Annotated in this window: 22 protein-coding genes and 2 tRNA genes; 11 read left to right on the top strand and 13 right to left on the bottom strand. The window is 70.7% G+C overall.

Translation table 11 applies throughout. The annotated features are described in order from the left end of the window. Positions 1-60 precede the first annotated feature (60 nt). Both RY94_RS00600 and RY94_RS18240 read left to right on the top strand, forming a co-directional pair. Entirely contained in the window at positions 61-297 is a 237-nt protein-coding gene (locus RY94_RS00600) for a hypothetical protein (RefSeq protein ID WP_043440527.1), read from the top strand. A 94-nt stretch (positions 298-391) separates the two neighbouring features. Further along, positions 392-1,411 carry a 4'-phosphopantetheinyl transferase family protein gene (locus RY94_RS18240; RefSeq protein ID WP_231554357.1) on the top strand — a complete coding sequence of 340 codons (1,020 nt, stop codon included), beginning with the start codon at positions 392-394 and terminating at the stop codon, positions 1,409-1,411. A gap of 354 nt (positions 1,412-1,765) precedes the next feature. Here the strand turns inward: RY94_RS18240 and RY94_RS00585 are convergent, their stop codons facing one another. Beyond that, the gene (locus RY94_RS00585; protein ID WP_043440524.1) at positions 1,766-3,133 is read right to left on the bottom strand and encodes a M1 family metallopeptidase; all 1,368 of its coding nucleotides are present in this window, start codon (positions 3,131-3,133) and stop codon (positions 1,766-1,768) included. After that, entirely contained in the window at positions 3,130-6,999 is a 3,870-nt protein-coding gene (locus RY94_RS00580) for a Pls/PosA family non-ribosomal peptide synthetase (protein WP_043441225.1), read from the bottom strand. The genes RY94_RS00585 and RY94_RS00580 overlap by 4 nt, the downstream gene beginning before the upstream one ends. A gap of 227 nt (positions 7,000-7,226) precedes the next feature. Between RY94_RS00580 and RY94_RS00575 the strand changes: the two genes are divergently transcribed. From RY94_RS00575 to asd, 4 genes are all read left to right on the top strand, one after another. Next, positions 7,227-8,006 (top strand): thymidylate synthase, encoded by a 780-nt coding sequence (locus RY94_RS00575; RefSeq protein ID WP_052273852.1) that lies wholly within the window; start codon positions 7,227-7,229, stop codon positions 8,004-8,006. Then, complete coding sequence (locus RY94_RS00570) at positions 8,003-8,596, top strand: dihydrofolate reductase (RefSeq protein ID WP_052273772.1); 594 nt, start codon at positions 8,003-8,005, stop codon at positions 8,594-8,596. The genes RY94_RS00575 and RY94_RS00570 overlap by 4 nt, the downstream gene beginning before the upstream one ends. Before the next feature lie 65 nt (positions 8,597-8,661). Next, positions 8,662-9,366 carry a TMEM175 family protein gene (locus RY94_RS00565; protein WP_231554356.1) on the top strand — a complete coding sequence of 235 codons (705 nt, stop codon included), beginning with the start codon at positions 8,662-8,664 and terminating at the stop codon, positions 9,364-9,366. An 87-nt stretch (positions 9,367-9,453) separates the two neighbouring features. Next, entirely contained in the window at positions 9,454-10,593 is a 1,140-nt protein-coding gene (asd, locus tag RY94_RS00560) for an aspartate-semialdehyde dehydrogenase (RefSeq protein ID WP_043440519.1), read from the top strand. A gap of 279 nt (positions 10,594-10,872) precedes the next feature. Here the strand turns inward: asd and RY94_RS00555 are convergent, their stop codons facing one another. Next, the gene (locus tag RY94_RS00555; protein WP_052273771.1) at positions 10,873-12,549 is read right to left on the bottom strand and encodes an HNH endonuclease signature motif containing protein; all 1,677 of its coding nucleotides are present in this window, start codon (positions 12,547-12,549) and stop codon (positions 10,873-10,875) included. Between the two features lie 198 nt (positions 12,550-12,747). Here RY94_RS00555 and RY94_RS00550 point away from each other — a divergent pair, with 198 nt between their 5' ends. Beyond that, on the top strand, positions 12,748-13,215 hold the full coding sequence (locus RY94_RS00550; RefSeq protein ID WP_043440517.1) for a hypothetical protein: 468 nt from the start codon (positions 12,748-12,750) through the stop codon (positions 13,213-13,215). Between the two features lie 417 nt (positions 13,216-13,632). On the opposite strand, the gene RY94_RS00545 is transcribed toward RY94_RS00550, so the two are convergent. The 5 genes from RY94_RS00545 to RY94_RS00525 all read right to left on the bottom strand — a co-directional run bounded on the left by RY94_RS00545 (position 13,633) and on the right by RY94_RS00525 (position 16,909). Then, positions 13,633-14,724, bottom strand: coding sequence for a UDP-N-acetylmuramate dehydrogenase (locus tag RY94_RS00545; protein ID WP_442853428.1), 1,092 nt, complete (start codon positions 14,722-14,724; stop codon positions 13,633-13,635). Then, positions 14,721-15,161 (bottom strand): MaoC family dehydratase, encoded by a 441-nt coding sequence (locus RY94_RS00540; protein ID WP_043440514.1) that lies wholly within the window; start codon positions 15,159-15,161, stop codon positions 14,721-14,723. Before RY94_RS00540 ends, RY94_RS00545 begins: the two co-directional genes overlap by 4 nt. Positions 15,162-15,163: 2 nt before the next feature. Next, a complete protein-coding gene (locus RY94_RS00535) occupies positions 15,164-15,613 on the bottom strand; it encodes a MaoC family dehydratase N-terminal domain-containing protein (RefSeq protein ID WP_043440511.1) in 450 nt (149 codons plus the stop codon). A 91-nt stretch (positions 15,614-15,704) separates the two neighbouring features. Next, complete coding sequence (locus tag RY94_RS00530) at positions 15,705-15,935, bottom strand: hypothetical protein (RefSeq protein WP_043440508.1); 231 nt, start codon at positions 15,933-15,935, stop codon at positions 15,705-15,707. Positions 15,936-15,967: 32 nt separating this feature from the next. After that, the gene (locus tag RY94_RS00525; RefSeq protein ID WP_043440505.1) at positions 15,968-16,909 is read right to left on the bottom strand and encodes a DUF2797 domain-containing protein; all 942 of its coding nucleotides are present in this window, start codon (positions 16,907-16,909) and stop codon (positions 15,968-15,970) included. Between the two features lie 181 nt (positions 16,910-17,090). Here RY94_RS00525 and RY94_RS00520 point away from each other — a divergent pair, with 181 nt between their 5' ends. Further along, positions 17,091-17,513, top strand: coding sequence for a pyridoxamine 5'-phosphate oxidase family protein (locus tag RY94_RS00520; protein WP_043440502.1), 423 nt, complete (start codon positions 17,091-17,093; stop codon positions 17,511-17,513). Positions 17,514-17,523: 10 nt separating this feature from the next. Here RY94_RS00520 and RY94_RS00515 read toward each other — a convergent pair whose 3' ends face one another. The 3 genes from RY94_RS00515 to RY94_RS00505 all read right to left on the bottom strand — a co-directional run bounded on the left by RY94_RS00515 (position 17,524) and on the right by RY94_RS00505 (position 19,988). After that, positions 17,524-18,594 (bottom strand): ATP-dependent DNA ligase, encoded by a 1,071-nt coding sequence (locus tag RY94_RS00515; RefSeq protein ID WP_043440499.1) that lies wholly within the window; start codon positions 18,592-18,594, stop codon positions 17,524-17,526. 133 nt (positions 18,595-18,727) lie between these two features. Then, a complete protein-coding gene (locus tag RY94_RS00510; RefSeq protein WP_043440497.1) occupies positions 18,728-19,294 on the bottom strand; it encodes a type 1 glutamine amidotransferase domain-containing protein in 567 nt (188 codons plus the stop codon). Positions 19,295-19,403: 109 nt separating this feature from the next. Then, complete coding sequence (locus RY94_RS00505) at positions 19,404-19,988, bottom strand: helix-turn-helix domain-containing protein (protein WP_043440494.1); 585 nt, start codon at positions 19,986-19,988, stop codon at positions 19,404-19,406. 93 nt (positions 19,989-20,081) lie between these two features. Here RY94_RS00505 and RY94_RS00500 point away from each other — a divergent pair, with 93 nt between their 5' ends. The 3 genes from RY94_RS00500 to RY94_RS00490 all read left to right on the top strand — a co-directional run bounded on the left by RY94_RS00500 (position 20,082) and on the right by RY94_RS00490 (position 23,049). Next, a complete protein-coding gene (locus tag RY94_RS00500; RefSeq protein ID WP_082045954.1) occupies positions 20,082-21,185 on the top strand; it encodes an NAD(P)/FAD-dependent oxidoreductase in 1,104 nt (367 codons plus the stop codon). Continuing rightward, entirely contained in the window at positions 21,175-21,807 is a 633-nt protein-coding gene (locus RY94_RS00495; RefSeq protein WP_043440492.1) for a class I SAM-dependent methyltransferase, read from the top strand. Before RY94_RS00500 ends, RY94_RS00495 begins: the two co-directional genes overlap by 11 nt. A 72-nt stretch (positions 21,808-21,879) precedes the next feature. Next, positions 21,880-23,049 carry an RtcB family protein gene (locus RY94_RS00490; protein WP_043440489.1) on the top strand — a complete coding sequence of 390 codons (1,170 nt, stop codon included), beginning with the start codon at positions 21,880-21,882 and terminating at the stop codon, positions 23,047-23,049. A 145-nt stretch (positions 23,050-23,194) separates the two neighbouring features. On the opposite strand, the gene RY94_RS00485 is transcribed toward RY94_RS00490, so the two are convergent. Both RY94_RS00485 and RY94_RS00480 read right to left on the bottom strand, forming a co-directional pair. Then, positions 23,195-23,268 (bottom strand) — tRNA-Met (locus tag RY94_RS00485). 55 nt (positions 23,269-23,323) lie between these two features. Then, positions 23,324-23,395: transfer RNA gene (locus tag RY94_RS00480), tRNA-Thr, on the bottom strand. Positions 23,396-23,431: the final 36 nt, after the last annotated feature.

Here is a 23,431-nt window from a genome sequence, read left to right as displayed (position 1 = left end):
CCGGAGTGCCTAGTGTCGGACCCTCACGCAGCGACCGGTACCGACGACAGGAACGCTCCCATGGCCGATGTGAAACGCCTCGTACGGGCACTCGCACCGCACGAGATCGAGCAGATCCACCGGATCGGACCAGCAGGGCCGCTCACGCCGAAGCTCATGCACGCCATCGACCGCGCCGCCGGCGGCCCGGGCGAGGGCCGCGGCTACTACGTGTACGGGCGGCCGGCCGACCCCGACCGTCCGCGACCGTTCGTCCTGCGCGACGACGTGTGTGCTGAACTGTTCGCCGGCCACTAGGTCGACCGGCCCCCACACCGGCTCCCACACCGGTTCGTCGGCCGATTCCCCGGCCGGATGGCCTCACCGCCCTACCCTCGGGGACGATGGTGGAGTGAAGCGATTCCCCGGCACTCCACCTCCCAGTACCCCGATCACCGGGACTCCGGCCACGGCCGCCGATCCGGGCACTCCGGCTGCCCGCGCACCACTTCCCGGGACTCCGGCCACGCTCACCGGCCCCATGGACCCGTCGTCGGGCGCCGTCCTGAGCCTGCGGAGGATCGGTCCCGGGTCCGACCTCCCTCCCACCACCGCCATGCTCCGGCTCCTCGACGACGTGGAACGCGCGCGGGCGGCCCGGACCGTCGATGCCGAACAGGCGGCGTCCTTCGTCGCGGGCCGATACCTCCTGCGTGCCCTCACTGCTGACCTGCTCGGGATCCGGGCGGGCCTTCTCGTATCGGGCTTCGAATGCCCTGTCTGTGGACCGGACGGCGTACCCGATCACGGCCGACCGGCCTACCTGCTGCACGGGGAACCCGTACCGCTGGCACTCAGCCTGTCCAGGGCGGGAGGGTTCGTCCTGCTCGGAGCGCTCGCGCTGCACGGGACGGCCCAGACGCCGCCGACGTTCGGGGCGCACGGGACGAAGCGGACGGCGGGGACGCTCGGGGCACAGGGGCCGCAGGGGCCGCAGGGGACGAACCGGACGGCGGCGACCGACGGGCTGCGGGGGACGGTCGGGACGCTCGAGCCGCTGGGGGCGCACGGGGCGTACGAAGCGGTCGGGACGCCGACATCGCATACTGCCGTCCCGTGGGCCCGGCCGGGGCTCGGAGTGGACCTCACCACCGTCGCCGCAGCGGGTTTCGAGGGGTTCGACGACGTTGCCCTGACTCTTGGTGAGCGGGCCATGGTCGGCGGACTCCCGGCCGGCGACCGGACGACGGCCCGCGCAGTCCTGTGGGCCCGCAAGGAAGCCCTGATCAAGGCTCTCGGCACCGGCTTCGCCGATCGTGGCCCGGAATCGGTCGAGGTCCTGCGCGAGCGGAGGGTCGCCGACCTCCCCTCGATCGGGGGCGAAGCATTGGAGCCTCTGGGCCTCGTGGCCGCCGTCGCCATCGACCCCTGAGGAACGGATCCGCTTTCGAGGCGACCTGTTCGGCAGGACGGTGCGCGGGGGCTAATAACGCGCCCCCACAGGACAGGTGTACGGGGGCTAATAACGCGCCCCCACAGGACAGGCGTACGGGGGCTAACAGCCCGCCCCCAAAGGACGGTGCACGGGGGGTAACAGCGCGCTCGCACAGGACGGTGTACCGACGGTAAGCAGCTCGGCCCCCGGGACGGCGAGTCGGGGCACACAGGACGGCGTACCGGGGCACGAAGGGCAAGTCGACCCCACGTGGCAGACGACCCCGGGAGGGGCAGGCCCGGCCGGAGCACCAGGACTGCGTGCCGCCGTCCGGCTGTGGGACGGCGCGCGTCACAGCGCGGGCAGCGCCTTCGAGAGCAGCCACGGCACCAGGAGGTCCCCGACGCCGGCACCGGGGAGCGTGTGCACCGCGAACGCGATGAAGTCCGCAGTGGTGGCCGTCCCGAAGCGGTGCTCGCTGGACCAGGAGCGCAGCAGGGCGAAGAAGGCGTCGTCTCCGGCGGCCTTCCGGAGCGCATGCAGCGTGAGGGCGCCGCGCTTGTAGACGCGGTCGTCGAACATGTCGACGGCGCCGGGGTCGGCGAGGACGAGGTCCTGGGGTGCCTTGCTGAGGCGCTGGTGGGTGGACCGCGCGTGGGAGTCCGCCGTCGTCGACCCGCTGGCCTCGGACCAGATCCACTCGGCGTAGCAGGCGAAGCCCTCGTGCAGCCAGATGTCCTGCCAGCGCGCCGCTGTGACCGAGTTGCCGAACCACTGGTGGGCGAGCTCATGGGCGATCAGCCGCTGCGCCTCCCAGCCCTGGTCGAGGTGGTTGCGCCCGATGATGGAGAGCGTCTGCGCCTCCAGGGGAATCTCGAGGTCGTCGTCGGCGACCACCACGAGGTACTGCGGGTAGGGGTATGGCCCGAAGCACTGCTCGAACACGGACATCATCTGATGCTGGCGCACCAGTGACGCCTTGGCGGCGGGGGCGAGGGACGGCGGCACGGCGGCGTACAGCGGGACGGGGGCGCCCGGCACTCGCGGCGTACCCGGGGCGGGAAGACCGACGGCGGGCCCCGCAGGATCGTTCAGTGCCACGAGGGCGTAACGCCCGATCTGCACCGTCGCGAGGTAGGTGGCCATCGGCTCGGCCTGCTCGTAGGTCCAGGTGGTCCTGCTGGCGCGGTCGACGCGGGAGACGAGGACGCCGTTGCAGACGGCCCGGTAGCCGGCATCGGTGGTCACCGCGATCCGGTAGGCCGCCTTCTGCGAGGGGTGGTCGTTGCAGGGGAACCACGACGGTGCCCCGGTGGGCTGCCCGGCCACGAGGACGCCGTCGGTCAGTTCCTCCCACCCGATCTCGCCCCAGATGCCGGTGATGGGGCGCGGGTTGCCCTCGTACCGGATGTCGAGCGTGAACCCGGTACCGGCCGGCACCGGGTCGCGGAACCCGATGACGAGCTTGCCGGCGCGGTCCTTGAAGGACCGGATGCGGGCGGTGTCGGAGGTGACCCTCGTGGTGCGGAGCCCCTCGAGGTCGAGTTCGACGTGGTGCAGCCCCCGGTGCGCGGTCACGGTGAGGACGGCACGACCGGACAGGCGGTTACTCGAGAGCCGGTAGTCCAGGGCGAGGTCGTAGTGGTCGACACGATAGGAGGTGCTGCCGTTGCTCGGGGTGTACGGGTCGGGCGCAAAGCTCTCGGAACTGGTGCTCACGCACCGTCTCCCGGACCCGACCAGGAGCTGACCGGGTTCCCCATCCAGTAGGTCCCTGCGGGGACGGTCTCGCCGCGCATCACCAGGGACGCCGGACCCACGGTGCCACCCTGGTCGATCCGGGCGGCGGGCAGGATCACGCTGTGCGGACCGAGGGTTGCGCCTGCGGCGAGCTCGACGGTGTCCATGCTCATGATCCTGTCATGGAAGAGATGGGTCTGCACGACGCATCCGCGGTTGACAGTGGACCCGGTACCCAAGGTCACCAGGTCCGCTTCGGGCAGCCAGTAGCTCTCGCACCAGACACCGTGCCCGATCTTCGACCCCAGGGCCCGCAGCCACCAGACCAGCGACGGCGTCCCACTGGCGGCACGGGCGAACCACGGAGCGCTGACGCTCTCGATGAACGTGTCCACCACCTCGTTGCGCCAGATGAAGGAGCTCCACAGCGGGTGCTCGCCCGCCGTGATCCGCCCGACCAGCAGCCACTTCGCGACGACGGCGCTCGCGGCGGCGACGGCCCCCAGCACCGTGAACACGACGCCGCTCAGCAGGGCCGCCACGAGGTAGCCGCCCCACAGGGCGAGCGCATCGAAGGCGACGAGGGCCGCGGCGGCGATCGTGACGGTGAGGATGACCGGCACCACGCGGCACAGTTCCCAGAAGGCGCGCGCCGCCTTCAGGCGCCCGGGGGGCTGGAACGTGCGGCTCTGGTCCCCCGTCACGGCGAGCCGGCGCAGCCGGGAGGGTGGACTGCCCAGCCAGGAGCTGCCGGCCTTGGCCTTCGCCGGCGTGGCCGACAGCACCGCGACGAGCGAGTTCTTGGGTACGCGCCGGCCCGCCGAGGTCATGCCCGAGTTGCCGAGGAAGGCGCGCCGGCCGATCTTCGCGGGCGCGATGCGCAGGTACCCGCCGCCGAGCTCGTAGGAGGCCACCATGGTGTCGTCCGCGAGGAAGGCGCCCTCGCCGATCGTGGTCATCTTCGGGATGAGGAGCACAGTGGACGCCTCGACGTTCCGGCCCACCCGCGCCCCGAGGAGCCGCAGCCACACGGGCGTGAACAGGCTCGCGTAGAGCGGGAAGAGCAGGTCCCGCGCCATGTCGAGGGTGCGCTCCGTGGCCCAGATCTGCCAGCCGATGCGGCTGCGCGCGGGGTAATGGCCCTCCCGCAGGCCGATGCCCAGGATCCGGACCGTGGCGAGCACCAGGGCTGCGGTGGTGACGAGCCAGAGGACGGCGGCGAGCGCCACCGGCCCCACGAGGGACGGCCACGCGGAGGACAGGGACGAGGCTCCGCGCAGCGCGGCCACGACGGGCAGCGCGGCGACGACGGCGGCGGCGTACGGGATGAGCGCGAGCGCACCCGAGGCCGCGGCGAACGCCGCGAAGGTCAGTCGGGTGCGCAGGCGCGAGTGGGCCGGCGGGGCGTCGGGCCAGTCCTGCTTCGCCCTGCCCGCCCGGGTGGCGGGCGAACCCGCGAAGAGCTGCCCCGACCGGACGGCTCCCTGGACCGCCGAGCCCGGGGCCACCTCGGCGCCGGCGCCGATCCGTGTCCCCGGCATCAGCGTGCTGCGGGCCCCGACCACGGCGCCGGCGCCCACGGTGATCCCGCCGATATGGATGCGGTCGCCGTCGATCCACCAGCCCGAGAGGTCCACCTCCGGTTCCACGGACGCGCCGGCTCCGAGGGTGAGCAGGCCCGTGACGGGCGGGACGGAATGGAGGTCGACGTCGGGCCCGATCCGCGCGCCCAGTGCCCGCGCGTAGAACTGCACCCAGGGTGCGCCCGCGAGGCCGACCGCCCCGACGCTGTCCGAGATCTGCTCGGCGAGCCAGAGCCTCAGGTGCACCCTGCCGGACCGCGGATAGACGCCGGGCTCCACGCCGCCCAGCAGGAGGCGGGCAGCGAGGACGGACAGGCCCATGCGCCCGAACGGGCTGACGAACACGAGCCAGGACAGCGCCACCCACCACCAGGACAGGGTCGCCGCGGATGTCAGGACTCCGAGCCCGGCGAGGACGTTGCTCGCGATCATCGCGTAGGTGAGCCAGCGCATGCCCGCGAGGAACTGCAGCGGGATGCCCATGATGGTCTGGAAGACCTGTGACTTGCGTGCGGTGCGCCGGACGGCACGTTCGGGGGTGGGCGGCTGCTCTCCGCCGTCGCCCGTCTCCGCGGCGAAGGACGCGAGTGCGCCGAGCCGCGGATGGGCGTAGATGTCGGCGACGGTGATGACCGGGTAGCGGGTGCGGATCAGCGACACGAGCCGGGCGGCCGCGAGGGACCCGCCGCCGTGCAGGAAGAAATCGGCGTCCTCGTCGGCCGGGACGGTGCCGAGGACGGCGGCCCACTGGTCCGCGATCCACCGGACACGCGGGTCGAGGTCCTCCAGGCTGCCGGGCTCGCCCGGGTCGCCGACGCCGGCAAGCGGCCAGGGCAGGGCGTTCCGGTCCACCTTGCCGCTGGTCTTCGTGGGCAGGGCGTCGGTGACGGTCAGCAGCGGGACGAGCGCGGCGGGCAGCTCCTCGGCGAGCAGCGCGCGCAGGGCCGTGAGATCGGGCTCGCCGTCGGCCGGGACGAGGTAGCCGACGAGGAGCTGGTTGCCCGACGGCGTCGTCCTGACGGCGGCGGCGGCGCCGGCGATCCCGGGCAGCGCCTGGAGAGCCGCATCCACCTCACCGAGTTCGATGCGGCGGCCGCCGAGCTTCACCTGGTCGTCGGCCCTGCCCACGAAGACCAGTCCGGCCGCCTGCAGCTGCACGAGATCGCCCGAGCGGTAGGCGCGCCGCCATCCGAGCGAGGGCATCGGTGCGTACTTCTCGGCGTCCTTGGCCGGGTCCAGGTAGCGGGCCAGCCCCACTCCCCCGATGATGAGCTCGCCGGTGCCGCCCTCCGGCACGGGCAGGCCGGACTCGTCGACGACGGCGAGGTCCCAGCCGTCCAGGGGCAGGCCGATACGCACCGGGCCCTCGCCGCCGAGTCGTGCGGCGCAGGCGACGACGGTCGCCTCGGTGGGGCCGTAGGTGTTCCAGACCTCGCGGTCGTGGACGACGAGGCGCTGCGCGAGGTCCGGAGGGCATGCCTCCCCGCCGAAGATGAGGAGGCGGACGTTCTCGAGGGAGTCGGCGGGCCACAGCGCGGCCAGCGTGGGCACGGTGGACACGGCGGTGATCCCGCGGGCGATCAGCCAGGGACCGAGGTCCACGCCCGTGCGCACGAGGGCGCGGGGTGCCGGCACGAGGCATGCACCGTGCCTCCAGGCCAGCCACATCTCCTCGCAGGAGGCGTCGAACGCGACGGAGAGGCCGGCCAGGACGCGGTCGGCGGGCCCGAGGGGCTCGTGCTGCAGGAACAGGCGTGCCTCCGCATCGACGAACGCGGCTGCCGACCGGTGCGAGACGGCGACGCCCTTCGGCGTGCCCGTGGAACCGGAGGTGAAGATGATCCAGGCGTCGTCGTCCGGTGTGGGGTCTCCGGAGATCCCCCCGTGTCCGCCCGGGCCGGGGACCACCGACAGGCCGTGCCCGACGACGACGGCGACACGCGCTTCCGCGAACACGACGCGGGCGCGCTCGTCGGGATCGTCGGCATCGACCGGCACGTAGGCGGCACCTGCCGAGAGCACTCCGAGGATCGCGATGTACAGCTCGTTGGTGCCCGAGGGGAGGCGTACCCCGACGGTGTCGCCGCGTCCCACACCGGCGGCGCGCAGGGTGGCGGCGAACCGGTCGGCGGCCGTCACCAGCTCCGTGTAGCTGAGGTCCTCGGTGCCGTCGTCGAGCGCCGACGCGCTGGGGTGTTCCGCGGCCGTGGCCCGCAGGATGTCGAGGAGGGTGCGGGGTGATGGTGCCCGCCCGGACGCCATGAACCGCGCGGCGGCAGGGGCGGTGTGGGTCTCGGGCGAAGGTATGGTCACGGCTGGATTCTTCCGGTACGAAGTGAACAGCAGGTGAGCGGCGACGCCGTCACCTGTACGGCCCGGGGGTAGTCTACCCGCGCACGACGCGGCCGACCGGGACGTCCCGTTCGTCCTAGACTGGCCGGGTGAGCACTCCCATCCCCACCCCCTACGAGGACCTGCTGCGCGACGTCATGGCGAACGGCGCGGCCAAGAGCGACAGGACGGGTACCGGTACCCGGAGCGTGTTCGGCCGGCAGCTGCGCTTCGATCTCAGCGAGTCCTTCCCGCTCGTCACCACCAAGCGTGTGCACTTCAAGTCCGTGGCGCTGGAGCTGCTCTGGTTCCTCCGCGGCGATTCCAACGTGCGCTGGCTGCAGGAGCGCGGCGTGTCCATCTGGAACGAGTGGGCGGACGAGGCCGGCGAGCTCGGCCCCGTCTACGGCGTCCAGTGGCGGTCATGGCCCACGCCCGACGGCGGCCATGTCGACCAGATCGCCCAGGTGGTCGAGGCGCTGAAGACGAACCCGGACTCCCGCCGCCACCTGGTCTCGGCCTGGAACGTCTCCGAGCTGCACAACATGGCGCTGCCGCCCTGCCACGTGTTCTTCCAGTTCTACGTGAGCCCCGGCGTGGACGGCGGTCCCGGCCGGCTCTCCTGCCAGCTGTACCAGCGGTCCGCTGACACGTTCCTCGGGGTCCCGTTCAACATCGCCTCCTACGCCCTGCTGACCCTGATGGTCGCCCAGCAGACCGGCCTCGAGCCCGGCGAGTTCATCTGGACCGGCGGTGACGTCCATGTCTACGACAACCACGTGGAGCAGGTCGCCGAGCAGCTGTCCAGGGAGCCCTACCCGTACCCGCGCATCGCACTGAACCGGAAGCCGGACAGCATCTTCGACTACGCCCTGGAGGACTTCGACGTGATCGACTACCAGCACCACCCCACCATCAAGGCGCCGGTGGCCGTATGAGCACGGTCCCCTCCCCCCACACCCTGAGCGTGCCCGACGCCGTCGGGTCCCGTCCCGTGATCGGCATGATCTGGGCGCAGACCGAGGACGGCGTGATCGGCAAGGACGGCGGCATCCCCTGGCACGTGCCGGAGGACCTGGCGCATTTCAAGGCCACGACGACGGGCCACCCCGTGATCATGGGCCGGCGGACATGGGAATCCTTCCCCTCGACCTTCCGTCCGCTGCCGGACCGCACGAACATCGTCGTCTCAGGATCCGGCGTGGACCTGCCCGGCGCCGTCGTCGTCGATTCGCTCGAGGCCGCCTTCGAGGCCGCCCAGGCCAGTCCCGGTGCCGAGCAGATCTGGGTCATCGGCGGTGGGCGCGTGTACGCCGACGCGATGGAACGCGCCAACGCGGCCCTCGTCACCGTGGTCGAATCAGCGGCGGAGGGCGACACGCTGGCTCCCCTGCTGGGGACGGACTGGGCGTTGACGGCCCTGTCCCCCGAGGCAGGCTGGCTGGAGTCCGTGAAAGGTACCCGCTACCGCATCAGCCTCTGGACGAAGGGTGCACACGAGGCAGCAGCGCCGTCGGACGCCGCCTGAGCACAGGGCAGTCGGGCGTCCTCCCCTGCCTATCCCGGGCAGGGGCGAGACGCTAGGCTCGAACGGTGCCGCACGCTGACGATGCCGATCCAGCACATCAGAAGGACCTGAGGTCCCGCTACCGGTCGGTGCTCACCAGGGGTGGGTCGACCGACAGGACCGTCTTCTTCAGCGATGCCGTGTTCGCCATCGCCATGACGCTCCTCGTCCTCGATCTCGACATTCCCGACGGCCTGCCCCCGGACCGCGTCGGAGCGGCCCTGGTGCAGCAGCTGCCGCACTTCTTCGCCTTCGCCCTCAGTTTCGCCGTCATCGGCAGCGCCTGGCTGAACCACCACCGGAAGTTCAGCGTCATCGTCCGCTACGACCTTCGGCTGCAGGTCCTCAACCTGGTGCTGCTCTTCTTCGTCGCGCTGCTCCCCCTGCCCACCGCCGTGCTCAGCGAGTACGGCGGGACGTCGTCGCCCTGGCCCGTGGTGGCCTATGCCATCGTGGTCGCGGGCCTCTACTCCATGCTGAACCTCGTCTGGGCCCACGCGTGGCGCGAAGGCCTCCTCGCCCGTGCCGTGGACCGCGATCTCTATCGCTACGTGGTGCGGGCGCTGCTCCCCGTACCGCTCGTGTTCGCCGTGAGCATCCCGGTGGCGTTCCTGATGCCCGCGGTGGCGATGTACCTCTGGCTGCTGATCATCCCGGCAGGTGTCGTCGTCCGACGGAGGCTCCTCCCACGAGCCTCCCGGCCGGGGGAGTCGCGCGGCAGATCGGGGTGAGGACGTCGCCGAGGGACGTCCTCTCGGCAGGAGCGGCGTCGGTCACAAAGCGGCGGCGGTGAGGCCGCAACGCCTAAACTGGAGGGCATGACTTCAGCACCCGAGAGCTCTGCCCTGCCCTCCGTCGGTTTCGTGGGCTGGCGTGGCATGGTGGGCTCCGTCCTCATGCAGCGTCTCCAGGACGAGGGCGACTTCGCCAGGATCAACCCCGTGTTCTTCTCGACCTCGGCCGCCGGGGGTGCCGCGCCGCAGTTCGCGGAGGGCACCGGTGTGCTGCAGGACGCGTACGACGTCGAGACGCTCGCCAAGCTGCCGATCATCGTCACCGCCCAGGGCGGTGACTACACGGCCGAGGTCTACCCCAAGCTGCGCGACGCCGGATGGCAGGGCCTGTGGCTGGATGCCGCCTCCACGCTGCGCATGGAGCAGGACAGCATCATCGTGCTCGACCCGATCAACCGCGACGCCATCGACGCCGGACTCGCGCGCGGCGTCCGCGATTTCATCGGCGGCAACTGCACGGTCTCCTGCATGCTCATGGGGCTGGGCGGGCTCTTCCGCAACGGTCTCGTGGAGTGGGGCACGTCGATGACCTACCAGGCGGCTTCGGGCGGCGGTGCCCGCCACATGCGGGAGCTGCTCAACCAGTTCGGGGCGCTCCACGGCAGCGTGGCCGTCAATCTCGACGACCCCGCCTCCGCGATCCTGGACATCGACCGTGCGATCCTCGCCAAGCAGCGGCACCCGAGCCTCGAAGCGAGCCAGTTCGGTGTGCCGTTGGCCGGGTCCGTCATCCCCTGGATCGACAGCGACCTCGGCAACGGTGTGTCCCGGGAGGAATGGAAGGCCGGGGCGGAGACCAACAAGATCCTCGGCACCGCGACGCGCATCCCGTTCGACGGCCTCTGCGTCCGGGTGGGTGCCATGCGCTCGCACTCGCAGGCGCTGACCCTGAAGCTGACGCAGGACCTGCCGGTCAGCGAGATCGAGTCGATCATCGCAGCGGACAACGAGTGGGTGCGCGTCATCCCGAACACGAAGGCCGACACGGTCGCCGGTCTGACGCCGGTCGCGGCGACCGGCTCGCTGGAGGTCCCCGTCGGACGGATCCGGAAGCTCGAGATGGGCCCGGAGTACATCAGCGCCTTCACGGTGGGCGACCAGCTGCTGTGGGGAGCGGCCGAGCCACTCCGCCGGATGCTGATGATCGCCACCGGCAACCTCTGACGCGACTTCCCGTGCGTCGGTGATCAACGGGTTCCCTCGCGAAGATCCGACGGCGAGCTGGACGCCGGTCCGACGGCGAGCTGCCGGGAGCCGGCCGGGAGCTGACGGGGATTCGACGACGGCTTGACGGCGCCCCAGCCGGGAACCGACGACGGCTTGACGGCGCCCCAGCCGGGAACCGACGACAAGCTGCCGATGTCGGACAGCAAGAGCTGTCGGTGATTGTCCGGCCGGCCAGGTGGCGATGACACTCCACCGATCGCTCGGGCCTCTGCTCTACTAGTCTCCCGACGGGACCGTGTCGATGGCACCGTGCTCCACCCCGGGCTGGGCATACCAGTACCTGTTGCGTCGAGCGGTGGTTCCGTGTCGACCGAAGTGTGGCGGTGGCGTGAACCAGGGGATACCGTTGTGCGACGCGACCGTCCAGAGGCCGTCATGGATGGTGTGGTGGTGGTGCGCACACAGCAGGACTCCGTTGTCGATGCTGGTGGTACCCCCGCGGGACCAGGGCGTCATGTGGTGGGCCTCGCACCAGGTGGCCGGAACAGTGCAGTCGGGGAACGCGCAGCCCCGGTCCCGGGCGACCAAAGCGCGACGCATGTGCGGCGGGAAGAGCCTACCCGCACGACCCATGTCGAGGATCTGCCCGTCGCCCCCGAGCACGAGGGGGATCAGGTCGGCGTCGCAGGCGATCCGCCGGATGGTGCGGGCACTGAGTTGCTCGGCGAACACGGCACGCCCTGTCCCGCTTCCATCCCTCGGGCCGACGAGGAAGGCATGACCCGAGGTATCCCCCCGTCTGCTGCCATGACTGCTGGTTTCGCGGTTGCAGGTGGTCTCACGGACGTCGCCGAGGAGGTCGCGGTAGTCGATGGTGACCATGACCTGGGGCCTGTGGCCACCGGTCGCCGGCAGGAGGGAGGTGGACAGGGCGATACGGCACGCACCCACCAGTCCGTCGAGGAGGCTTTGCGCCCGCGTAGGGCCTCCCATCCGGTTCGCCGCCACGGATCCACCACCACCGTCGCCACCACCACCAGCGCCGTCCGCCATCACGTCAGTGCCGCCGAGGCACTGAGGATCGTCCGGGGTGCGGTCGGAGTTGGGAGTCCGGGGGTTCGTGGCGGTGCTCATGGCCGTGATCAGATGCTCGAACTGTTCGTCGGTGGCCCCGATCTCGAGAATGCGCAGTCCGTTGCGCCGGCCCCGGAGAAACACGCCCTGACGACTCCGCAGAACCTTCTCGGTAGGTTCCCGACCGTCCTGGTCCAGGACGGTCTCCCAGCGACGCGCGACGACGCGGAGAACATCCTCGTCGGACTCCAGAGCCTGCCGGGTGAGATGATGCTCCATCGATGCCAGCTGCTCGGGGGCCGCAAGACAGCGGACGCGATCAACTGCGGAACAGATGACCGTCGCTGCCCGCCCGCTCAACGTGCCGGAGGCGAACGCGGCGCTCACGGCTGCCGACTGCGGCTCGACGAATGCGCCCGAGGGCGCGATACCGGGCAACACGCTGTGGGCCAGGTCCAGTCTGCGCTTCGCCTCGGCACGGCTGATCCCCAAGCGGGACCGCAAGTAGTCCGCGCAGGTCCGGAATCGGCTCCCGCTTGCATCATCGGCCACACTCCCACCAGGAGCCCCCACCCCAGCTGCACCGGCTGTTCCCGGCCTGTCGAGGGACTGTTCGGCTCGTGTCTGGAGCGAACCGACCGCGTGAGGTCGCTCGCCCGAACCCAGCTCGTTCTCCTCCGCCATACCTGCGGCGAACACCTGGAGGAAATCGACGACCCGCGAGATGTCCTCGACATCGACCAGCGTCCGCACCGCCTCGCTCCGTGACAGCATCCGGCCCTGGCCCGTCAACGAGTCAGCCACCTGCACCAGCGCGGCGTACACGACCCCAAGGGAGACGTCCGATTCCCCGGGATTCTCGAGCGGTGCTATAGCCATACCTCATTTTATCGAACGTACGTACTATTTTCGAGGGCGGGTCGTGATTGTGGAGGACAAGTGACGACGAGTTATCCACATTCCGCGCACCACGGGGCCGACTGTGCATCGGCACCGTTGCAGAAACGAGAACCGCCGGAACGACCACTGCCGAAATGGACAGGCCAAAAGGTCGGAGGTCACAGGAAGGATAGGCGCATGGATCCCGTGAACGCAGATATCGTCCTCCGGCGCTTCTTCGCGGCCAGCGGCCATACGCGGCATCCCGAGAGCCTGCTGCGGTACGAGCGGATCCAGGACCACCTCCGCGCCTACCTCGAAAACGTCGCCGTGACCAGGCTGACGGACGCCGAGCAGGAACTACTGGCACTCGAACGCCAGTTCGGCACCGAGGACCCCTACGTCCGGGTCATGGGTGCGCGGCAGGTGCTGCACGCCCTCCCGGAGTTCCTCGCAGCACCTCAGCTCCTTCCCGACTTCCACGATCGCCTCGCACAGATCAGCGTCGCCTCACGCCTGGCCCAGTGGGTCTGCTCACGGCAGCTCGTTCAGCGCGAGGACAGCTGGAACGACGTCGTTCTCACCCGCGCTGCCGCCGAACAGGCGCGCCGCTCCCCCGCGCGCTGGGGGAACCCGGTGAACAGGCGGCCGAACCTACCGAACTAGTGGATTGGCCGGCCGGACGAGGCCGGAGGGCCGACCCCGGCTACCGGACGGGTCGCCGGGCATCCGGCTCCACAGTCCGCCAGCCAGGGCACCGCACCCGGGCGTCCCCACGGGTCGCCGGGCCGGTCATCGGGCCGACCTCCGCTCCCATAAGCCGCTGGCAGGCCTGCCGCACCATCGGTCGGGCATCCGGCCCCACGGGCCGCCGGATGAATTACCGAACCGGGTACCGGGCCGACCTCCGCCCCCATAAGCCGCCGGCCGGCCTGCCGGACCATCGACCGGTCCGGTGGGCCGTCGAGCCTGACCATGCCGGTGCCGACGGCCATCGGGCAGACGCCACCGACTACCGGGCTGCGGGACGCAGACGGCGCAGCCGACGGGCAGCAACCCGACCTCTACGCCGCCCGCAACCAGCTACAGGGTGCAGTTGATGAGCAACGGCTCGGGCTCCAGCCGGATCCCGAAGGCGCGCTCCACGCCGTCCCGCACGAGACGGGCGACGGACAGCAGGTCCGACGCCGAGGCTCCGCCCCGGTTGGTCAGGGCGAGCGTGTGCTTCGTCGACAGCGAGGCGCGGCCGCCGGCCACGGCGAACCCGTCGTCGTCCGCGAGGCCGAACCCCTTGGAGAACCCCGCGTGATCGATGAGCCAGGCCGCACTGAGCTTCACGCGGCCGTCCTCACCGGACGGATACCGGGGGGCGTCGGCCGGCAGCCGCTCCGCGGCGTCCTGCGGGACGATCGGGTTGGTGAAGAACGATCCCGTGCTCCAGGTGTCCGGGTCCGGCGCGTCCAGCACCATGCCCTTCCCCGCGCGCAGCCTGAGCACCTCACGGCGTACGTCGTTGGCATAGGCACGCGCGCCGACCTCGACGCCGAGTGCACGGGCCAGCTCCGCGTACCGGATAGGGGTGCTCATGCGTCCGAGGCCGAGCTGGAACTCGACCGTCAGCACCACGTAGCGCGGCGATCCGTCGACGGTGCTGCGCTTGAGCAGGGAGTCCCGGTAACCGAACTGCAGCTCGAAATTGGTGAAGCTCCTGATGCTGTCCGTCTCGCGGTCGAACGTCCGCACCGTGGCGATGGTGTGGGACACATCCGAGCCGTAGGCTCCGACATTCTGGACGGGCGTCGCACCCGTGGAGCCGGGGATGCCCGAGAGTGCCTCGAGGCCCGTGAACGCGTGCAGGACGGTGTACTTCACGAGGTCGTCCCAGTCGTGCCCGGCCTGCACCTTCACCATGACGCCGCCGCACGTGGCGTTGTCGTCGTTGACGGTGAAACCGCTCGAGGTGACGCGGACGACGGTGCCGGGGAAGCCGTCGTCGCCGATCAGCAGGTTCGACCCGCCGCTGATGATGAGCAGCGGGTCCCCCGCGGCGTCGGCGGCCCGGACGGCCTCCACGATCTCCTGTTCGGTCGAGGCCTCCACGAGGGTGCGCGCGGGCCCTCCGACACGTGTCGTCGTGAGGTCGGCCAGCAGCGTGCCGGTCAGGGGCACGGTCATGGCAGTCTCACCACGGCCTGCGCCTTCACGAGCACCTTCTGCCCGGCGAACGTCACGGTGAGGTCGATCCTCGCCGTCGACCGCTCGGTGTCGATCGCGCCGACGATGCCCGTCACTTCCACCACGGCTCCGGGTTCCCCGGGCCGCGCCGTCGTGTCCTCGACGACGACGGGCTTGGTGAAGCGCGTCTGGTAGTCGATGACGGCGGCGGGATCGCCGGCCCAGTCGGTGACCAGCTGGACGACGGCACCCATGGTGAACATGCCGTGGGCGATCACGCCGGGGAGTCCGACGCCCTCGGCGAAGGCTTGGTTCCAGTGGATCGGGTTGAGGTCTCCCGAGGCTCCTGCGTACCGGACGAGGTCCTGGCGGGTGATGTCGACGGTGGTGGAGCCGATCTGCCGGCCCACCTCGAGTGTGCTGATGGATACTGCCATGGCTACTGGCCCTCCCCGCGGACGAGGAGGGAGGACGTCGTGGTGGCCGTCGGCTCGCCGTCGACGGTCGAGATCTCCGCTCGCGTGGTGATCATCGCGCCACCGCCCATGGCCCGCACCTGGTCCACGTGGAGTTCGGCGACCAGCTGGTCGCCGGCGAGGATGGGACGGTGGTGGATGAAGCGCTGGTCGGCGTGGACCACACGGGTGAAGTCGATCCCCGCGCTCGGGTCGGCGATGAGCTGCGCGTCGGCACGCTGGGCGACGATGATCGCGAAAGTGGGCGGGGCCACGAGGTCCCGGTGCCCGAGCGCTGCCGCGGCCTCGACGTCGTAGTGCGCCGGGTGCGTCGCCTTGACGGCCCGGGCGAAGTCGCGGATCGCCTCACGGCCCACGGAGTAGGTCTCTCCTGCGGGGTAGCTGCGTCCCTGCAGGTCTGGGTCGATGGTCATGGTTCCTCCGATGGAAACGGCGTCGGGCGGGCGGGAGATCCTGGCTGAAGGCGCGGGAACGGGACGGCGTCGGCCGTCGGGCTGTGCGGGCTCAGCGCCGGTCCCTGAGGCGGCGCCGGGTGTCGCGCGAACGCACCACCATGCCCGCGAGGTGGCACACCATGCCGACCACGATGATCGGGATGCCCGTGGAGACGAGCGTGCGCTGGTCCGTGACGGCTCCGACCACGGCGATGAGGATGCCGAGCGCCGTGGTCACCAGGGCGGAGACCACCAGCTTGCGGTACAGGTCCGAGCCGGTCTCCCAGGGCGTATTCAGCATTCCCCGATTCTACTGCCGCCCGCCGTCGGTCATCAGAAGAGCGCCTCCTGGACAGCCGGCACCGGCGTGCTGAAGTCCCCGGCCCTGAGCCGCCGACCCTTGAGCTGGGCCAGATCCGCGACGAACACGAGGTCCGAGCCATCGATCGAGACCAGCGCGGACGGGCCGAGTACCTCGCGGACGGTGACGCCGTGCCGGCCCTGGCCGAGCGGCGACGGGTAGGGCTGCAGTCCTCGCCGGCCGAGGACGGCGGACCACGACGACGGAGGCTCGAACTCCTCGTGCACCACCACGAAACCCTCGATCCCCATACCCCCGGCCAGCAGTCCCCGGGCCGCCAGGGCGAAACCGTCGTTGACGTGCTCCAGCTGCACGGAGGGCAGCGGCGCGCACAGGGACGCGGCCTTGGTGGCGGATCGCACGGCCTGCGGCAGGCCGACCGTGCGCGTGACCTCGTCCTCGAGGATCCGGACGATCCGCCCGTCCCGGGTGTGTGCGACGTACTGCGCGACGACGGCGCCCTGCTCCACGAGGCGAGCCCGCTTCCGCAGGTTCGACGCCGTCCCGACCTTCGTCGAGCCGTCCGCGAAGGTCGCCACGTAGAGCCAGTGCGGCTGGTCGAGGTAGCGCTTCAGCCCGGCGGGGGCGATCCCGGAGCGGTGGATGTCGTGCACGAAACGGAGGTCGTCCTGCGCGAAGCACCGCCCGCACTGGGAGCCGCGCTCGGACGGCGCCTGATCGGCACACCGCACCCATGTGCGGTCGTCCCGCCCGTGGACCCGGTGGAAGCCGAGGCAGTACTTCCCCTCGGCGGTGATCTCGAAGGCCAGTCTCGTGCCGGGGGTGAGCTGCAGTTCGTGCCGCCCCTCGTCCTCCTCACCGGAGTCCCCGGGCAGCGCCGACACCTCGTGCATCGACAGGGCCGGACCGGCCTCGTGCCAGGTGACGCCGCTGCAGAGATAGGTGGGTTCCACGGCTCCAGCGTAGAGGCCGGCGCCGACAACGACGGCGGGACGTGCGGACTCCGGCGCCGAGCGACCCCCGAGCATCAGGGCCGACCGGCTCTGGTGCCCGCAGCGGACGTCGGCGACACTGGTGCCGCACCACCCCCGCGTCCACCAGCCCGGACGCCCCGACGTCCAGGAGGATCACGCCATGGAAAGTGACGAACGACCCGGAACCGTCCTGTCCGAAGCCGAAGCATGGGACATGCTGAAACGCTCCGAGTACGGTCGCCTCGCCGTGAGCGTGCTGGGCGAGCCGGACATCTATCCGCTCAACTTCGTGGCGCACAACGGAACACTGTTCATGCGGACGAATCCGGGGACGAAGCTGGCTGAACTCACGGTCAACGAACGCGTCGCCTTCGAGGTGGACGAGGTGAACGACGACGAGGCCTGGAGCGTGGTGCTCAAGGGCACGGCCCGGGTGATCGTGGCGCAGTCCGAGGTGGACGAGGCGGACACGCTACCGCTCAAGCCCTGGATCCCGACACGGAAGTACACCTACGTGGAGATCACGCCCACCTACATCCATGGCCGCCACTTCGAGCTGGGCGAGGAACCGGAGCGGTACTGAGCTGCCGGGGTCACCCGGGAGACGCGGTCCCGCCCGCCAGGACGCGGCTGAGGTCGTAGGCCGCCGGGAGGTCGAGCTGGTCGAAGGTGCAGGAGCGGGCCTCCCGGTCCGGCCGCCACCGTTCGAACTGGACGGTGTGGCGGAAGCGGTCGCCCTCCATCTGGTCGTACCGCACCTCGACCACGCGTCGCGGGTGGAGCCGGATGTAGGAGACGTCCTTCGCGGAGGCGAACCGGCTCCGCTCGGTCGCACCCAGCTCCGCCGCGCCGTCGTCGTCGCGCATCACGTCCTGCTCCAGCTCGTCGACCAGCTCCAGCCGACGCGCGGCCGGGAACGCGGAGATGCCGCCCACGTTCCGCAGCGTGCCGTCGTCGTCGTGGAGACCGAGCAGCAGCGACCCCACCCCCTGCCCCGACGTGTGGATCCGGTATCCCAGCACCACGGCGTCCGCGCTGCGGTGGTGCTTCACCTTGAGCATGCGCCGCTTGTTCGGTTCGTATGCGGCGGCCAGCGGCTTCGCGACGACGCCGTCGAGACCCGCGCCTTCGAACTCCACGAGCCAGCGGCGCGCGAGTTCGACGTCGCGCGTGACCTGCGAGAGGTGGACCGGCTCCGCGAAGGACGCCCCGACCCCCTCCAGGGCTTTCCGGCGCTCGTCGAAGGGGACGCCCGTCAGATCGGCCCCGTCCAGGGCGAGGAGGTCGAAGGCGATGAACGACGACGGCGTCTGTTCCGCCAGGAGCCGCACCCGGCTCTCCGCCGGGTGGATCCGCTGCGACAGGGCGTCCCAGTCGAGCCGCTCCGCCCCGGGGGCCCCTCTTCGCACGACGATCTCGCCGTCCACCACGCAGCGCTCGGGGAGATTCTCGAGCAGCGCGTCGACGAGTTCCGGGAAGTACCGGGTGAGCATCTTCGAACCCCGGCTGCCGATCTCGCAGGTGCCGTCCGCGATCCTCGCGATCGCCCGGAAGCCGTCCCACTTGGGCTCGTACACGAGGCCGCCGGGCACGCTGTCCGGCTCGGGGACGGCAGCGACGGCCTTGGCGAGCATGGGCCGGACGGGGAAGGGGAGGTCGGTCATGCTCCGATCCTGTCGTATCGGCCAGGACTTGGCCATGACCGTCCACGATTCCGGACCTCCCCGACCCCCTGACGACACTGCAGGGCCCGCCGGACGGCGGACCCTGCAGTGTGTGTTCGGGTGCGTGCCCGCGTTACGGGGTCTGGCCCTCGTGGGGGCCTTCCTCGATCTCCTCGAGGAGCTTGTCGTTGAACGCCTCGAGGTCGTCCGGGGTGCGGCTCGTGACCAGGCCCTGGTCCACCACGACCTCCTCGTCGCTCCAGTTGGCGCCCGCGTTCTTCAGGTCGGTCGCGAGCGTGTGGTAGGACGTCAGGTCGCGGCCGCTCACCACCCCGGCCTCGATGAGCAGCCAGGGCCCGTGGCAGATGGACGCGACGGGCTTGTGCTGCTCGAAGAACGCACGGGTGAACGCCTGGGCGTCCTTGTCGACGCGCAGGAAGTCCGCGTTCACCACGCCGCCGGGCAGGACGAGCGCATCGTAGTCGTCGGCCTGCGCATCGGCCACGGCGAGGTCCACCTCGAAGGTGTCACCCTTGTCCATGCCGTCGAAGCCCTGGAGGGTCCCGGTCTTCGGCGAGACCAGGGTGGGGACTCCGCCCGCCTCCTTGACCGCGTTCCAGGGGCTCGTGAGCTCGATCTGCTCCACCCCGTCCGTCAGCAGGAATGCGACCTTCTTGCCGGAAATGTCGTGTTCGGACATGCTGTTCTCCCTTGCGTAGAGCGTGGCTGTCGTACCACGTCCAGCCTAGGAACACGCCGGATCATAAGCAAGCTGAGTAATGACCCGCCTGAAGGACACCGTGCAGGGGCTAGGTCCGCTTCGGCCGGGCCCTGACGTGCATCCGCTCGCCCTGCTGACCGAAGAGGCTGATGAGCTCGACGGGCTGCCCGTCGGCGCTGGCGAACCAGTGGGGGGTGCGGGTGTCGAACTCGGCGGCCTCGCCCGCTCCCAGCACGAAGTCGTTGTCGCCGAGGACGAGGCGGAGGGAGCCGTTGAGGATGTACAGCCATTCGTAGCCCTCGTGGACCTGCGGATCCGGTTCGGTGCCGCGCGCATCGCCGTCGAGCACCATCTTGAACGCCTGCATGCCGCCGGGGCGGCGTGTGAGGGGGATGGCGGTGACGCCGTGGTACTCGACGGGACGCAGGTGGATGCGGGGGTCGCCGGTCGGCGGAGCTCCCACGAGATCGTCGAGCGGCACCCCGTACACCTGGGCGATGGGCAGGAGGATCTCGAGGTTCGGGCGCCGCCGGCCGGATTCGAGCCGCGACAGCGTGCTCACGGAGATGCCGGACGCCGAGGACACGTCCCCGAGTGTGAGATTGCGGTGCGCCCGAAGGGCACGGAGGCGGGGGCCGACGGCGTCGAGCACGGCGTCGAGATCTGCAGTCATGCCCTCATTTTGCCATATCAGCAAAGAAGTTTGCACTCCGCGCGGGAGTCGTCCGATGCTGGAAGGCATCCGCACACCAGAAGGAGAACCACCATGCCACCCACCGATCACACCCTGCAGGAGCGGTACGACGTCGTCGTCATCGGCGGCGGACCCGCGGGCCTGAGCGCGGCCGTCACGCTGGGACGCGCCCTCCGCTCCGTCGTCGTCCTCGATGCCGGGCAGCCGCGCAACGCACCCGCCCGGGGCGTCCACGGCTTCCTCGCCCGCGAGGGCATGAGCCCCGCAGCGCTGCTCGACGCCGGCCGCGCCGATGCCGGGAGGTACGGCGCGACAATCGTCCGCGCCGAGGCCGTGCACGTCCGGCGCGTCGCCGACGGCTTCGCCGTGGCGCTGGCGGACGGACGCGGCGTCGTCGTCGGGCGGCGCCTGCTCCTCGCCACGGGCCTCGCGGACGGCCTGCCGGCGATTCCCGGCCTGCGCGAGCAGTGGGGTGCGGGCGTCGTGCATTGCCCGTACTGCCACGGGTACGAGATCCGCGGACAGCGCATCGGCGTCCTCGGGACCGGCCCGATGTCCATCCACCAGGCGCTCCTGTTCCGGCAGTGGTCGGAGCACATCACGCTGTTCCTCGACGACACGGTGATTCCGACGGACGAGGAATGGGACACGCTGGCCGCCCGGTCGGTGCGCGTGGTGGACGGTGCCGTCACCTCCGTCGACCAGGTGGACGGTGCCCTGACCGGGGTGACGCTGCGGAGCGGTTCGGTCTTCGCCCTCGATGCCCTCGCCGTCGGGACGCGGATGGAAGCCCGCGGTGACCTGGTGGAACCGCTGGGCCTCGCTCCGCAGGATCATCCCTCCGGCATGGGCCACTCGATCGTCCCCGGCCCGATGGGCTCCACCGCGGTACCCGGGGTGTACGTCGCGGGCAACGTCTCGAATCTCTCCGCGCAGGTCGTCGTCGCTGCGGCCGAGGGGACCATGGCGGGTGCGGCGATCAACGCCGACCTGGTCGCGGAGGAGACGGCCTGGGCCCTCGACGGATACCGCGGACCCTTCTCGGCGTCGTCGGAGGCCGGCGTCTCGGAGCGCGTGCTTGGTGTCCGGCGCCACGGGCTGGATGATGGTCTGGCCATGGGCGCCTCCGCGCCCGCCGGGTCGAAGCGTCGGGAAGAGGCACACCGTGTCGGTTGAGTACACGCAGGAGTTCTGGGACGACCGCTACCGGCAGCATGCATCGAGGATCTGGAGCGGCGACCCGAACCGGCAGCTCGTCTCCGCGGCACAGGACCTGCCGCCGGGCCGGGCGCTCGACGTCGGCTGCGGGGAGGGAGCCGACGCCGTCTGGCTCGCCTCCCGGGGATGGACCGTCCTCGGCGTCGACGTCTCCGAGGTGGCCCTCTCCCGTGCCAGGACCCATGCCGAGGCACTCGGGGAGCCGATCACCGATCGCCTCGAGTGGCGGCACGTGGACCTGCTGGCCTCGCCGGAGCTCCCGGGCGGGCAGGACCTCGTGTCCATCCAGTTCATGCACCTGCCCGATCCGGACCGTTCGCGGATCTTCCAGCAGCTGGCGGCGCTCGTGGGCGTCGGCGGCACCCTCCTGATCGTCGCCCACGACCCCTCGGACCGGCACGCCGGAGTCGGACGGCCGCCGCACGCCGAGCTGTTCTACACCCCGCAGCAGATCGCCGCCCTGCTCGACGACGCCTGGGACATCCGGGCCTGCGAGTCCCGCCCGAGGACCCAGCGCACCCCGGACGGCCGTGACGTGACCATCAGGGACGCCGTCCTCCAGGCGGTACGGGTCCGCTGAGGCCGGCGCAAGGTCCTGGCCGGGCGGGCACCTGCCGGGACGGTCCGCCTGACTCCTCGATAGCCTCGGGGGATGGACTGGATCAGCGACAGCTACGTCAACTTCGCGAGCATCATCGACGACGCGACCCTGGCACAGAACAGGATGACCAGTTCCATGCCGTTCGTGTACCCGCACTTCGCCTCCATGCCCGATGCCCATCTGGGCAAGGGCTGCGCCGTCGGCTCGGTCCTGCCGACACTCGGGGCGATCATCCCGGCGGCCGTCGGCGTCGACATCGGCTGCGGGATGGTCGCGGTGCGGACCGACCTCACCGCCGGAGACGTCGCCCACCTGGACCGCCGTCGCCTGCGCGAGGCGATCGAGCGGGCCGTGCCCCTCTCGGCGGGCAACAACAACAAACGGGTGGGCGCTTCGGCCCAGCCGCGCATCGACGACCTCGAGCACGACGCGCGATCCGCGGGCTTCGACCCGGCGGGCTACGTGAGGGACTGGCGCCTCCAGCTCGGCACGCTCGGTTCGGGCAACCACTTCATCGAGGTGTCCCTCGACGAGCAGGACGACATCTGGCTCTTCCTCCACTCCGGGTCCCGGGGCGTCGGCAACCGCATCGCGCTGCGCCACATCCGCGCCGCGCAGGACTACTGTGCACGGCGGTCCATCAGCCTCCCCCACCGGGATCTCGCGTACCTGGAGGAGGGCACGCCGGAATTCGACCGCTACCTCGCCGAGCTGCTGTGGGCGCAGAGGTTCGCCCTGCTCAACCGCGAGGAGATGATGGATCGCCTGGTCCGCCGGTTCACGGAGTGGGTCGGCACACCGGTGCAGGAGCGGGAGCGCATCAACTGCCATCACAACTACACGCAGCGGGAGACCCACTACGGGAAGGACGTCTGGCTCTCCCGCAAGGGTGCTATCGCCGCGGACCCGGGGCGTCCCGGCCTGATTCCGGGCTCGATGGGCACACGCTCCTACGTGGTGACGGGCCGGGGCAGCAGGGAGGCCATGGACTCGGCGCCCCACGGCGCCGGCCGCGGGTATTCGCGCACCGCGGCCCGCAGGAGGTTCAGCCAGGACCAGCTCCGGGCGGCCATGCGCGGCATCGAGTACCGGGACACCCCGGCGTTCCTCGACGAGATCCCGGCCGCCTACAAGGACATCGACGTGGTCATGCGGGACGCCAGGGAGCTCGTGGACGTGCGCCACACGCTCCGTCAGATCATCAACGTCAAGGGCGACTGACACGGCGCCGCGGGTCGGACGCTCCCTCCCGGTCGCGGGCCGACACCCGCGGCGCCCGCGTCGAGAACGTGGCAGGTCGACGGCGAGGTCAGGCACACGGAAGGCCCCGGAGCCGAAGCTCCGGGGCCTTCCGTGGTTTCTCCTGTAGCGGTGGTGGGACTCGATCCCACGACCTCACGATTATGAGTCGTGCGCTCTAACCAGCTGAGCTACACCGCCCTAAATGAGTCTGCCCGCACCGATCAAATGATCGTCACGGGCCCCCTCATTTGCGAGCCCCCCACCGGAATCGATCCGGTGACCTCGTTCTTACCAAGAACGCGCTCTACCACTGAGCTAGGGGGGCAACAGCAAGAAACTTTACCAGTTCCCCGCCGCTGGT

Source organism: Arthrobacter sp. L77, assembly GCF_000816565.1.
GTDB classification, from domain to species: Bacteria; Actinomycetota; Actinomycetes; order Actinomycetales; family Micrococcaceae; genus Arthrobacter_D; species Arthrobacter_D antioxidans.
The sequence above is the reverse complement of the archived record's forward strand: the minus strand, read 5'-3'. Positions and strand labels throughout refer to the sequence as shown.

What these genes read in the sequence shown, in the direction of transcription:
- RY94_RS00600 (WP_043440527.1), top strand. Translation starts at nt 61, where the DNA reads ATGGCCGATGTGAAACGCCTCGTACGGGCACTCGCACCGCACGAGATC.
- RY94_RS00580 (WP_043441225.1), bottom strand. Translation starts at nt 6,999, where the DNA reads ATGGCGTCCGGGCGGGCACCATCACCCCGCACCCTCCTCGACATCCTG.
- RY94_RS00575 (WP_052273852.1), top strand. Translation starts at nt 7,227, where the DNA reads ATGGCGAACGGCGCGGCCAAGAGCGACAGGACGGGTACCGGTACCCGG.
- RY94_RS00570 (WP_052273772.1), top strand. Translation starts at nt 8,003, where the DNA reads ATGAGCACGGTCCCCTCCCCCCACACCCTGAGCGTGCCCGACGCCGTC.
- asd (WP_043440519.1), top strand. Translation starts at nt 9,454, where the DNA reads ATGACTTCAGCACCCGAGAGCTCTGCCCTGCCCTCCGTCGGTTTCGTG.
- RY94_RS00555 (WP_052273771.1), bottom strand. Translation starts at nt 12,549, where the DNA reads ATGGCTATAGCACCGCTCGAGAATCCCGGGGAATCGGACGTCTCCCTT.
- RY94_RS00550 (WP_043440517.1), top strand. Translation starts at nt 12,748, where the DNA reads ATGGATCCCGTGAACGCAGATATCGTCCTCCGGCGCTTCTTCGCGGCC.
- RY94_RS00545 (WP_442853428.1), bottom strand. Translation starts at nt 14,724, where the DNA reads ATGACCGTGCCCCTGACCGGCACGCTGCTGGCCGACCTCACGACGACA.
- RY94_RS00540 (WP_043440514.1), bottom strand. Translation starts at nt 15,161, where the DNA reads ATGGCAGTATCCATCAGCACACTCGAGGTGGGCCGGCAGATCGGCTCC.
- RY94_RS00535 (WP_043440511.1), bottom strand. Translation starts at nt 15,613, where the DNA reads ATGACCATCGACCCAGACCTGCAGGGACGCAGCTACCCCGCAGGAGAG.
- RY94_RS00530 (WP_043440508.1), bottom strand. Translation starts at nt 15,935, where the DNA reads ATGCTGAATACGCCCTGGGAGACCGGCTCGGACCTGTACCGCAAGCTG.
- RY94_RS00520 (WP_043440502.1), top strand. Translation starts at nt 17,091, where the DNA reads ATGGAAAGTGACGAACGACCCGGAACCGTCCTGTCCGAAGCCGAAGCA.
- RY94_RS00515 (WP_043440499.1), bottom strand. Translation starts at nt 18,594, where the DNA reads ATGACCGACCTCCCCTTCCCCGTCCGGCCCATGCTCGCCAAGGCCGTC.
- RY94_RS00510 (WP_043440497.1), bottom strand. Translation starts at nt 19,294, where the DNA reads ATGTCCGAACACGACATTTCCGGCAAGAAGGTCGCATTCCTGCTGACG.
- RY94_RS00505 (WP_043440494.1), bottom strand. Translation starts at nt 19,988, where the DNA reads ATGACTGCAGATCTCGACGCCGTGCTCGACGCCGTCGGCCCCCGCCTC.
- RY94_RS00500 (WP_082045954.1), top strand. Translation starts at nt 20,082, where the DNA reads ATGCCACCCACCGATCACACCCTGCAGGAGCGGTACGACGTCGTCGTC.
- RY94_RS00490 (WP_043440489.1), top strand. Translation starts at nt 21,880, where the DNA reads ATGGACTGGATCAGCGACAGCTACGTCAACTTCGCGAGCATCATCGAC.